The organism is bacterium (genome assembly GCA_021158245.1).
Taxonomy (GTDB): Bacteria; Zhuqueibacterota; QNDG01; order QNDG01; family QNDG01; genus QNDG01.
The window spans coordinates 1-12230 of sequence record JAGGVB010000055.1; the positions used below are offsets into that span (position 1 = coordinate 1).

12 protein-coding genes are annotated in these 12230 nt (G+C 39.5%); 4 read left to right on the forward strand and 8 right to left on the reverse strand.

Features of this window, described 5'->3' with window-relative positions; translation table 11 throughout:
* From J7K93_02910 to J7K93_02945, 8 genes are all read right to left on the reverse strand, one after another.
* A partial coding sequence (locus J7K93_02910) for a ParA family protein (protein MCD6115941.1) occupies nt 1-124 on the reverse strand: 124 nt, incomplete at its 3' end.
* A 427-nt stretch (nt 125-551) separates the two neighbouring features.
* Nucleotides 552-917, reverse strand: a complete 366-nt coding sequence (locus J7K93_02915) for a response regulator (protein MCD6115942.1) — start codon at nt 915-917, stop codon at nt 552-554.
* Between the two features lie 17 nt (nt 918-934).
* Nucleotides 935-1432, reverse strand: a complete 498-nt coding sequence (locus J7K93_02920; GenBank protein MCD6115943.1) for a hypothetical protein — start codon at nt 1430-1432, stop codon at nt 935-937.
* 23 nt (nt 1433-1455) lie between these two features.
* A complete protein-coding gene (locus tag J7K93_02925; GenBank protein ID MCD6115944.1) occupies nt 1456-1890 on the reverse strand; it encodes a hypothetical protein in 435 nt (144 codons plus the stop codon).
* Nucleotides 1891-1904: 14 nt separating this feature from the next.
* Nucleotides 1905-2282: a flagellar protein FlaG gene (locus J7K93_02930; protein MCD6115945.1), complete on the reverse strand. Its 378-nt coding sequence runs from the start codon at nt 2280-2282 to the stop codon at nt 1905-1907.
* A 23-nt stretch (nt 2283-2305) separates the two neighbouring features.
* Nucleotides 2306-4063: a flagellar filament capping protein FliD gene (fliD, locus tag J7K93_02935; GenBank protein ID MCD6115946.1), complete on the reverse strand. Its 1758-nt coding sequence runs from the start codon at nt 4061-4063 to the stop codon at nt 2306-2308.
* A gap of 23 nt (nt 4064-4086) precedes the next feature.
* Nucleotides 4087-4431 (reverse strand): flagellar protein FliS, encoded by a 345-nt coding sequence (locus tag J7K93_02940; GenBank protein ID MCD6115947.1) that lies wholly within the window; start codon nt 4429-4431, stop codon nt 4087-4089.
* 181 nt (nt 4432-4612) lie between these two features.
* A complete protein-coding gene (locus J7K93_02945; protein ID MCD6115948.1) occupies nt 4613-5839 on the reverse strand; it encodes a flagellin in 1227 nt (408 codons plus the stop codon).
* Between the two features lie 917 nt (nt 5840-6756).
* On the opposite strand from J7K93_02945, the gene J7K93_02950 reads away from it, so the two are divergent.
* The 4 genes from J7K93_02950 to J7K93_02965 form a co-directional block, all read left to right on the forward strand.
* Entirely contained in the window at nt 6757-7536 is a 780-nt protein-coding gene (locus J7K93_02950; GenBank protein MCD6115949.1) for an SAM-dependent chlorinase/fluorinase, read from the forward strand.
* Nucleotides 7537-7539: 3 nt separating this feature from the next.
* Nucleotides 7540-8439 carry a site-2 protease family protein gene (locus J7K93_02955; GenBank protein ID MCD6115950.1) on the forward strand — a complete coding sequence of 300 codons (900 nt, stop codon included), beginning with the start codon at nt 7540-7542 and terminating at the stop codon, nt 8437-8439.
* A complete protein-coding gene (locus J7K93_02960; protein ID MCD6115951.1) occupies nt 8436-9356 on the forward strand; it encodes a carbohydrate kinase in 921 nt (306 codons plus the stop codon). The genes J7K93_02955 and J7K93_02960 overlap by 4 nt, the downstream gene beginning before the upstream one ends.
* Before the next feature lie 613 nt (nt 9357-9969).
* The coding region (locus J7K93_02965; GenBank protein ID MCD6115952.1) for a hypothetical protein at nt 9970-12230 on the forward strand (2261 nt) is incomplete at its 3' end.

The following is a 12230-nucleotide window of genomic DNA, read 5'->3' on the forward strand; positions in this document are numbered from 1 at the left end:
CCTGAGCGTCACAATCAATGATCAGTACTTTTTTGCCAACAGCAGCGAGCCCTGCTGACAAATTAGTAACAAGTGTTGTTTTGCCTACTCCGCCTTTACTTGTGGCAACTGCAATCCGCTTCAGAACGGCCTCCTCTCAATTTTGGATACAATCATATATTAAACCGCATATATCTTAAGCAATCTACATGCCATGCAACTTTAATTATTAAAATCAGGAGTTTTTTTATACCTTCTATAAATCCTTAATAAACAATAAGCTAAAAATTTAAATTTCCAATATTTACCTGCAGAAATTTTAATTATCAGCAAGTACTATTTTAACCGCTTACTAAGTAACTATTAAAAGGTAATTTCTCCCTATTGCATTATTTTTACCAAAATATTTGGGAGTATCTTCTTTGAGGAATGATTTACGGAAGGATTTATTTATTCTTCTGTAATTTCTTATGTTTCTGCTTTTCCTCTATGGGATGCCTCCCTGCAATTTTCAAATTAAATCCATTCATTTGTTTTTCCTCTTAATCTACCCCTTGAAAAAGCATCGGCTGTCAGCCGAGGACCTCTGCAATCTTCTCTTTTATTGTTTCCGGTGTAAATGGTTTTACAACATAGTTAGCTGCACCTATTTTCAGGGCATCCATAACACTCTGCTTTTCCGCCTGAGTTGTAACCATTATTACCGGAATCCCCTTTGTCTTATCATCAGACTTTACCTGCTGAAGAAGAGCGAAACCATCCATATTAGGCATGTGCCAATCAGCAAGGATCAGCCCTATATCCGTCTCTTTTGAAAGAGCATCCAGTGCTTCAATTCCATCAGCAGCATGTACTACATCTTTGAATCCGGCTTCATTAAGACAATTGGTAAGAATACGTCGCATTGTACTGGAATCGTCAACAACAAGAACTTTCACAACATTCCTCCTTGAATTTAGCTGTTCAAAAGTTTATCCACAACTTTTTTTATAACATCAATACTGTCATAATAATTATCTATGATTCTCTTTTGTACCTGTTTTATCTTTAGTAAACCAGAGATATCCTCTGATTCGGCTTTATCAGAGTATACTGATTGTGTATGAGACGTTTTATCCATTACAGGAGAAAAATTCAACATTGACTCCGCAGTTTTTTGCTGTACGGAACCTCTGTTATAAAATCCTGTAATCACCCTCGTTGCAGCTTGTTTAACCTTATCCTGACGGGCTTCAGGCTCCCGAAGTTTTGCGTAAGCTTCCTTTATATCCGCAAGTATTGCATTCTTTTTATTCAGGTCTCTCGCCTGCCTCGATATCTCAACCTTATCACTGCCGGAAGTCTTTGCGCCTTCCTTGTTCTTTACCGGTTTTGCCCCATTTTTCTTTGCATCAAAATAATTTTTTGATGCTCTGAATAATCCGGATCCTGGAGGTATGTGTTCAACGCTCATACTAACCACCTTTTTCTCAGCGCTTATGCACTGAAAGCAGCACTGCTGCTTCTGTTCCTCTCATTTGTATAGCCGCTGATATTTTTTTTCCCGTCAAGAAGTTTATTCAATTTGATACTTATTTCACGGCCTTTTTTTTCCAATTTATCCCTTGTGCCTGCATCTACTTTTGTGATTGTCCTTGTAATGTCCCGAAGTGATCTTGCCAAAGTTACAACATCTTTCCACTCGGATGCTCCGGAATCCAGCAGCCCTTTATCACGCAAAATTTGCAGGTTTTCATCAAGTTCAACCATATGGCGTATAATTTGGCCTCTAATTGTTAGTTTCTCTTCCGCCTGCTCTATAGCTCCCCTATCAAGAAGCTGCTGGATTTCAAAAGCCCCAGATTTCACTGATTCGGCGCACTCCAGCTCCTGTAATAAAATTTCGCTCGCTGTTTCTCCTGGTATAATCATTTTCGCCGCCTTTTCTATATTTCTACATCAAGCAAGAGCCCCATAACATTACTGATCTTTTCCATTAGCCGTACCATTTTCTCCGGTGGTATCTCTCTTATCACTTTCTCAGTATCCTTGTCCACAACTTTGATAATTGTTCTGCCTGTCGACTTATCAACTGAAAATGAAAGGCTCGTATTAAAGACAGAAGAAACCTTGTTCATACCATCAGCTATCTCCTGTGCTGTATGCTCATCCAGGGCGACCGCATTTTCAACATTATTCTGGACCTCTCTTGACTGTGACGAAATTTCCCGCTCCGGAGCAATATTGGAAGAAGCTGCTGATTCTCCGATAAGAATACTGTCTTTAACTTCATCAATCGGATGAATTCCCTGTACTCCGCTCATAAATCTCACCTCCTCTACACTTATTATCCTAACAAAGAATTAATGCTGTTTGTTAATGAATTAACTAAATTTAGCTGATTATTTGCCATAATCAGCATACTCTGCAGAGATGAAAATTGCGTTCTGTAATAATTTTCCCGCCCTGCAAGCCTCTCGTCCAGGCTGGCAATTCTCTTATCTATCTGATCAATCCTGTCATCAAGAGAATCGCTTCTGTCATCAATAATTCCGTAGGTCTCTGTGAACGGCTCAATCAGACTCTTTAATCTTGCTGCAACTCCGTTTGTCGAATTAAAAAGATTTTCTACAGATGCCGGATCATCATTAATCCAGTCGGTAAATGCAGAAGAATCCGATATTGATGCATGCAGGTCATCACCGAGAGTAATTCCGATTTCCGAAAGGTAAGACGGCTTATCTGTATCAACACCGCTTACCTGGCCGAGAAAAATTGAAAGAATGCTGTTCTTTAAGGATAAAAATACGCTCTCACCTGCAAGAGGCCCTCTTGAATAAGAGGTTGTATCAACATCTGTCTTCAGTTTGATGTAATCTATAAAATCATTGTATTTACTCAGCATTGTGTTTATTTTATTTCTTACCTGCGTGTCGTCCTTTTCAGCTTTCACTGTAACAGCTTCTGTGTCGCCGTCAGTATAACTGTCATTCGCAACTGTTACAGCCTTGAGTGTAAATTTAATTCCGTTAATAGTAAAATTATTGGATGATTTTGTTATCTCATCGGACGCGCTTGTGGAATTAATCGTAAATTTTGCATCGTTCCCTGATGTTTGGGTAACACCGGAAAATTTTAAAGTATCTGTCAGAAATGTTCCTGACACATCTTCCCATTGTATTTCTTCGCTTCCGGTTGCACTTGCAGTAAAGACAATTTTATCGAGAGTATCATCATAAAAAGCAGTTACTCCTGCATCAGAGCTGTTAATTCTGGAAATAATATCATTTAAACTGTCAGCATCAGCATCCCATTCAATTGTAGCTCCGTTTATTTTAAAACTTCCGGAATCAGATTCCGAAAGGGCTGTATCAAAATTAATTTTATAAAGATAATCCGAAGCATCAAGCCCTGTCTGATTTGTTGAATAGGTGTCTGCTGTAATATTTGCCTCAGTTAATAATCCGTTTGTACCTGTTTCAGAAATGATAAGAGAAGAGGTGTCTGTACTTTCGAGGATGATTTTATCACGATCCGAATCGTAATAGATATTTGCATTTGCAGCACTGTCATTTACTGCATCAAAAAAATCATCAACAGTAGAATAATCCGCGAGAGTAAAAGCTGTTCCGTTAATCGTCACTGTACCGTCAGGCGTTGTATCGAAACCTGCATCTGCCCATGATTCTGACGTATCAATTGTTGAATAGCCGTCTACAACCTGTATTGAACTCATTACTGATGCATGCGTATTAAGATAGCCTGTACTTTTCATTGTTGTTGCAGTTGCCATCTGCCTGATTCTTATATCATACTGCCCCACTGCAGCATCATCACCGGCAGTTACAGTAAGAGAGGTTGTATCGCTTGAGGATACCTGAACAGCATTAAAAATCGAGTTGTCAGATGTATCTGCCAGGTCATCAGCAGCATCATATAATGCCTGAAGTTTTGATTTCGTATCGGAAAATACTCCTTTTTGTATATTTAAAAGAGACTTCTTGCCTTCAAGCCTGACAATAGGTTGGCGCTCAATAGCCATATACTGCTGGACTAATTGCTCAATACTGCTTTGTTCTGTTGCTGAATTTAGGCTGATCGTCATTTGCTTTTCCTTCTCTCATTAAATCATGCGGCATTACGGCTTATCGCTATATGCCAGGTTTGGCGTAATTCTTTTAATATATCTCCTGCCAAATCAAAATCATCTGTATGTACCAAACGAAGGCAGTATTCATATAATCTGAATAATCCCACAGCAACATCTTTCCCCTTTTCAAAATCAAGACTGTCTATAAGAAGTACCAATGCTGCGCGTGCTTTATCCTTCTTCTTTTTATTGCAGCTTTGTACTGCAACATCAAACACATGCAAAACTTGTTTTTCAGGTGAAGACATAAGAATATCCTGCTGACGGTAAACATTAGCTGAGCTTTTAAAAGATCCATTTCCCTGTGTAAATGTCGATTGCATTGTCTCCTCCGGACTTTCTTGATTTAATCCTCTCAAACTAAACTCCTGCATTTCTGTATCTATTTAGGATATCGACACATTTAATAAAATCTTTAATATTTTTCTTAAAAAACTTCAGGAAATAAAAGGGGGTGTATCTTATACAGATACACTCCCCATACAGAGACGTATTGATGTTTAATTATCGGAACAGTGCAAGAACCGATTGTGGTGCCGTGTTTGCCTGAGCCAGCATTGATGTAGCTGTCTGCTGAAGTATTAAAAGTTTTGTAGATTCTAACTGCTCCTTAGCCATATCAGCATCAACAATTCTGCTGTAGGCTGCCTCAGTATTAGTCTTTGCAACTGTGAGAGAATTCTCCTGGAACCCAAGCCTGTTCACCTGAGATCCGATGTAGCTCAAGCCCTTGGACACATAATCAATTGCAGTATCAATCTTGTCCATGTAATCCTGTGCGCTGCCCTGGCTTCCTACTGCATTGCCGCCTCTTGAGTAATCAACTGAGAAAAGAGCTGAACCTGCATTGGCAGTATCAATAGTTCCGATATCAATAGAAATACCGACTCCGAGATCAATTGCATCAACATCACCTTCATCCACTTTTTTTGTTAATGTGTTTCCGCTTGCTCCGCCGTCAGATCCGTCAGTATCAATAACTACATTGTCACCATTGCTGTCGAACAGCTGAATTGAAATTGTTCCGGCTGTAGTGTAACTGACCTCAACATTGTAGTGGCCGTTTGTAAGCTCGCTGATGCTTGTAGTACTGGTAAATGCACTTGCAGTAGCAAAACTAGCATCCATATTTGTTGTGGAAAGTGCACTTGAACTTACACTTGAAGAGGCAGTAGAAGAAGCCTGCACATCAAGATCGGAAGATGTAAATCCAGAAATACCGCTTACATTACCAACAACATTGAATGTAAGAGCATCTGCAGAAGAAGTTCCTACGCCTATCTGGAAATTAAGGTTGCTGTCAGTAAGAAGTGACGAATCAGCCCATTTTGCCTGATCAACCTCAGCATCAATCTGTGTGTTGAAATTTTCCAATTCCGAAAGGATTGCTGCTCGCTCCTCTGTACCCAGAGTTCCGTTTGCAGCCTGCATTGCTTTGGATTTCATCTGGCTCAAAATATCCTGAATATTAGTCAGGTGCCCTTCTGCAACAGTCATCAGGTTCTTTCCTGAAGCAATGTTATCGAGAGCTGTTCCCAGACCCTTTGCTTTCACATTAAGCTTTGCTGAAATTGTAAATCCTGCAGCATCATCAGCAGCAGAGTTGATTCTTCTGCCGGTTGCCAGACGGAGCTGATGCATACTCATCCGTGTGTTCACATTATTCAGAGCATTCAAAGCATTGAGAGCCTGAATATTTGTGTTGATCCTTGTTAAACTTGCACTAGCCATAGTGTGTACCTCCTTGCATTTTATGGGCATCCCTGCCCGTACCCTGGTTGTAAAACTTTTTAACGACCGTCTCTGTTCTTCAATATGAGTTATCGGCCGCTGTTTGAAATACTTTAACAAATAAAATATTTTTTTTACAGAACTCATTGTAACAATAGTTCTGTTATTAATATCGGCAGATTCAGCATCTGCTGAAGTGCAGTCGCGACAAATTCCGGTTTATTAACAATACCTTCCATATTTCATTGAGGGATAAAAAACAATTAGGCTCTATGCTGAATCGAGTGGGTAATGTCCTGAAATATTAATTTGCAGCTAATAAAATACTGTATATAAAATTCACAAAAATGTTGGTTTGGAATGCCGGCATCTGAAAATTTCCGTTAAAAAAATGTTAAAAAACGAACGCCCGGAAAGGCAAACTGTTTGAACCCGATTCTCTTTAAGAAAAAATATAATAATCTGAATCGGGTGAGTTTTTGCCTTTCAGAGAGTTTTTTGACATTTTTAGGAAATTTTCGGCAGCCGGCGTTTTTTGGGCACTTTTTTCTGAAAAAAGTGCCGTACTGAGAAATAAAAATTAGAAGTATAAGTCATAAGATTACTCAGTCACATTCACTGTGCTCCTTCTAAATGACACAATCAATAAGATTCTTATTATTCCGACAAAATGATAGTGAATTATTATTAACTCAAAGCAAAGCTTTGAAATCTAATTCCTCACTTTTTACTATTATCTATTCTGCGATAACCCTGCATATCTCTTTTCAACTGCTTATATGCAAAACTTGGCTATAATTACCCATGCATTTCAACATAGACCCAACAATTATCATTTTATCAACAGCCTTTTTTTTATTGAATACAATAAATCTATTTAGTAAATTATACATGCTATTAAACCGGACAGGAGAAACATGTTAATCACACTATTAACAGATTTCGGAACAGACAGCCATTACGTTGCATCAATGAAAGGAGTAATGCTCTCAATCTGTCATGATGCAGCAATAACTGATATTACTCACAACATTGCACCGGGGGACATTGAGGAAGCGGCATTTATCCTTAGCCGGACATACTCCCTCTTCCCTCCGGGGACAATCCATACAGTTGTCGTAGATCCCGGAGTCGGCACTGAAAGGAAACTTCTTATAGTAAGGACTGAAGATTATTTCTTCGTTGCCCCTGACAACGGCATTCTTTCATACATATTTCATGACCATGAATCTGCAAAAGTCTTCCATGCCGATAATAAAAATTTCTGGAGAAACAAAATAAGCTCGACTTTCCACGGAAGGGATATCTTTGCTCCTGTTGCAGCCCATCTTGCCTCAGGTATAGATATAAACAAACTCGGGACAATTATTGCTGAATATAATAAAGGCACACTTCCGGAAATAAAAATCACAGAACGGCAGATAACAGGATCAGTAATTTTTATCGACAGATTCGGAAACTGTATTACAAATATTCCGGCCGGGCTGATCAAAAACAAAAAAGTATCCATACATATAAAAAATCTTTTTATTGACAGGCTGAGTACTACTTTTGCATCAGTAGGGAATAATTCAATTCTTGCCTACATAGGCAGCTCGGAAATGCTTGAGATCGGAATAAACTCAGGCAGTGCAGCAGATGATCTTGAAATTACAAAAGGAACCGAAGTTAATATCCAAATCATGAAAGAAGGCTGATTCATGTCAATCAGAAAATTAATCCGCGCTGTTAGCAATCCATTCTCAAGGCTGCTTAGTTCAATACCCGGAATATGTGTACACATCTTCCTGTTTATTTTAACAATAGGTACAACATATCTTGTAGGATTCAGTGACGGCCCTGTTGGTGCATTGTGGTATTCAGGGGCTATAATTACAATACTGCTTTCCCATGAAATGGGGCATTATCTTATGACGAGGAAACATAGAATTGCCGCTACACTGCCCTATTTTATTCCCTTTCCCCTGCCTCCTTTCGGAACAATGGGTGCGTTAATTAAAATAAAAAGCCCCATAACCGACCGGCGCGCTCTTCTCGATATAGGAGCTGCCGGGCCCTTGGCAGGAATGATCCCAATTAGTTTTGCTCTTTATTTCGGGCTCAAATTTTCTCAGGTTGTAGATATAAAATCCGCAGGCGACACGACAATATCTCTCGGCAACTCGATTCTTTTCTCAGCAGCATCACGTATTATTGTAGGGCACCTGGAAAAGGGCCAGGATATTTTGCTTCACCCCCTTGCTTTTGCAGCCTGGGCCGGCCTGCTTGTAACTGCAATTAACCTGCTTCCTATAGGACAGCTCGACGGAGGCCACATTATATATGCTCTTTTAAGAGACAAGAGCTCATATTTTTTTAAGGCATTCTATATTTTTCTTTTGACAATCTGCCTGTTTTATTACGCGGGATGGTTTCTTTTTATTATTATACTTGCAATTTTAAGAAAACATCCTCCCACTGTTTACGATCATATCCCTCTTGATAACAAAAGAAAAATAATCGGTATATTTGCTATGATTATATTTGTTCTTGCATTCACTCCTGTGCCCTTCGGATTCGGCAAAGGGCTCATTCCGCTGATTACAGGCCTTATCCGATGATGGATAAAAAGTTAATCGTGACAGGGCTCGGAGAAGTACTCTGGGATATCTATCCTAATAAACGCTACACAGGCGGAGCTCCTGCAAATGCAGCTATTCACGCTTTGCAGCTTGGTGCATACGGGAAAATAATCAGTCAGGTGGGAAATGACGAAAACGGAAAAGCTCTGCTCAAAGAGCTGAAATCAAGAGGAGTTGACACATCAGGAATTCAGATATCCGAAGACAAAAAGACAGGGTACGTATCTGTTACTCTTGATAAAAACGGCATTCCGGATTTCAGATGCTCAAAAGATACTGCTTTTGATTTTCTTGCATGGAGCCCTGATTTGTCTGTATATGCAAAGACAAGTGATGCTGTTATTACAGGGACTCTGCCCCAGAGAAACCCGGTAAGCAGAAAGACTATTCAGCGTTTTCTTTCCGAAGCAGAAAACAGTCTGATTGTTTATGATGTTAATTTCAGGGAATGGACTCAAAGCACAGAAGAGACAGTTCTTGAAACTGTCGGAAAATCCGATATTTTAAAAATTAATGAATTCGAATGTGCAGCACTTAAGAAAGTCATGCAAAAAGAGGACAAAGAGGATAGTTCATTCATTGAGTATCTTACTGATTTCTTTAATCTTAAATTGACTGCCCTGACAATGGGCAAAAACGGCGCTTTGCTTACAAACGGGAAAAACACTGTTTTTAAACCGTCTATAAACATTGATGTTATAGACACTACAGGATGCGGAGATTCATTTACTGCTGCAATGACTCTATCATTCCTGAACAGAGAGCCGCTTGAAAACATTCTTGACTTTGCAGTACTTGTCAGCGGCTTTGTTGCGACAAAAATGGGAGCTGTCCCCGAATATTCCATAGATGAAATAGACGAATTCCGGACAAATTTTGACATTAATAATAATTAATTTCCAGCACCGCAGGGGCTCTTGCCCCTGCGATTTAAATTTCATATTAAGATTATGGGTAATGTCCCGACATAAATTTAAGCCAATAAAATACTTTACAGTAAATTCACAAAAATGTTTGCAGAGAATGCCGGCATCTGCTAATCTCCGTTAAAAAAATGGCGAAAAGCGAACGCCCGGAATCAAATTCTGTTTGAGTCCCGATTTTACTATATTTATAATCAAAAAGAAATCGGGACGAGTTTATTTGATTCAGAGAGCTTTTTGACATTTTTAGGAGATTTGCAGCAGCCGGCGTTTTTTGGGCACTTTTTTTGAAAAAAGTGCCGTACCAAAAACAATAAAATTCAGACTCACTTTAAACTGAATTAGACCATTTTATTGTCATAATCTCTTTCTTATATACAAGATTTGCTTAAAATTACCCATGCATTTCAACATAAACCCTTAATTTCATTGTAACACCGATTATTTCCTAAAATTAAACCCTATAAAAAAAAGTACAAAGCATATAATCTGACATCATGAATATAATTGATTTTCCCGAATAATTGTTCTATTTTATCATTAATCCGAACCCTGAAACCTGATATAGTATTAAGGAGGACTTAAAATGCGCTTTTTAAAAATTCCTTTTATAGCAATAACTGCAGCTCTGCTGTTATCATCTGTTAATCTAAAAGCCAAAGTATCAAAAAAGGCCTGCATCACTCCTTCAAAACGTATAGCTGCTTTTTCCAGACAGCAGGACATGAAAAACAATTCTCTTTTTAAACATCTTCCATGGCAGTTTCTCGGGCCGACAAATATCAGCGGAAGAATGACAGATATTGCCGTATGCTCTCCAAAGGGGAAATATTATACTATCTATGCAGCCACAGCTTCAGGCGGCTTGTGGAAGACAGTTAATGAAGGTACAACCTGGGAACCAATTTTTGAAAACGCACCTTCAACAGCATTTGGTGATGTGACAATTGCTTCTTCGGATCAGAACATTATATGGGCAGGAACCGGAGAGCAGAATATTTTCAGAAGCTCCAATGCCGGAGCAGGAGTTTTTAAATCTCCTGACGGAGGAAAAACCTGGCAGCATATAGGGCTTGAAAATACCCTTACAATTGCAAAAATCATTATTCATCCGAAAAATCCTGACATTGTATATGTTGCTGCCCCCGGGCACGAATGGACTAACAATCCGGAGCGCGGAGTGTACAAAACCACAGACGGAGGTAAAACCTGGCAGAAAATTCTCTATATTAATGAAAAAACAGGAGCAACTGATCTTGTTATGGATCCTTCTGATCCCAACACTCTGTACGCTGCAACATGGCAGAGAATCAGAAAAAAATGGAACGATCCCAGAAATGAAAAAGACTACACCGGAAGCGGTATCTATAAAACCACAGACGGAGGCAAAACCTGGCGTCCCATAAATACAGGCCTGCCTGAGGCAAAATACAGAGGAAGAATAGGGATTGATCTGTGCCAAACAAAACCAAATGTTATATATGCTTTTATTGACAATTACGAAATTGCAAGAAAATCTTCAGGAGAAGAGACCGATTCATACGGACGCCCAAAAGGCGGAGTTATAAGAGGGGCAACTGTTTACAGAAGCAATAACAGCGGCAAAATATGGACAAGGGTAAGTGAATACAACAAGTACATGGAGGGCCTCTCCGGAACTTATGGATGGGTTTTCGGCAGGATAAAGGTTGATCCTGTAAATGAAAATAAAATTTATGTAATGGGGCTTTTTCTTAATGTTTCCGAAGACGGAGGTAAAACCTACAGAACTCTTGACGGAATGCACATGGATCATCACGGACTCTGGATCGATCCTGAAAACACAGATTATCTTGTAAATGTAAACGACGGCGGCCTTGCAATATCCTACGACGGAGGGAAGAACTGGAGAACTTTTGCAGACAATTTCCCTGTTTCCCAGTTTTTTAATGTAGGTTTTGACATGGATAATACGTTCCATGTTTACGGCTCTGTACAGGATCACGGAAGTTACAGGGGAGCTGTTGATCTTTCTAAAGGGCGTAATTCAATTCCTGCTACAAAATGGGAAAATGTCCCCGGAGGAGAAGGCTCATGCCACGCAATAGATCCCACAGATCCGGACATTGTTTTTTCTGCAGGATTTTACGGGCATATTACAAGATCAAATCTGAAAACCGGAGAGAGAAAAAATATATATCCTCAAATTAAAAAAGGAGAGCCAAAACTTCGGGGCCAGTGGCTTGCTCCGTTCATTATTTCTCCTCACAATCCGCGGATAATTTATTTCGGAACTCAGTACCTGTACCGCTCTCTTAACAGAGGAGACAAGTGGGAACGTCTGAGTATGGATATGACATACAATGATCCGAAAAAATCCGGAGACATCCCGTATCAGACAATTTTCAGCATTTCGGAATCTCCTCTTAAGTTCGGGCTCATTTATGTTGGAACCGATGACGGCAGAGTATGGCTCACAAAAGATTCCGGAGATCAGTGGAAGGAAATAACAAAGGGTCTGCCCCATGGAAAGTGGATATCGGAAATAGTTGCCTCTAAGTATGATGAGGCTACTGTTTATGTAACTCAAAACGGGAAAAGGGATGATGAGTTTACTCCCTATGTGTGGAAATCAACAGATTACGGCAGAACATGGGAGGACATCTCAGCCAATATTCCTGCCGGGCCTGTTAATGTAATCAAAGAAGATCCCAAAAATCCCAATGTTTTGTATGTCGGCACAGACTGGGGTGTGTACGTTTCTATTGACAAAGGTAAATCCTGGAATACTCTTGCTGATAATCTGCCTGTAACTTTTGTACACGACCTTATTATTCATCCGAGAGATGATATTATGGTGATTGCAAC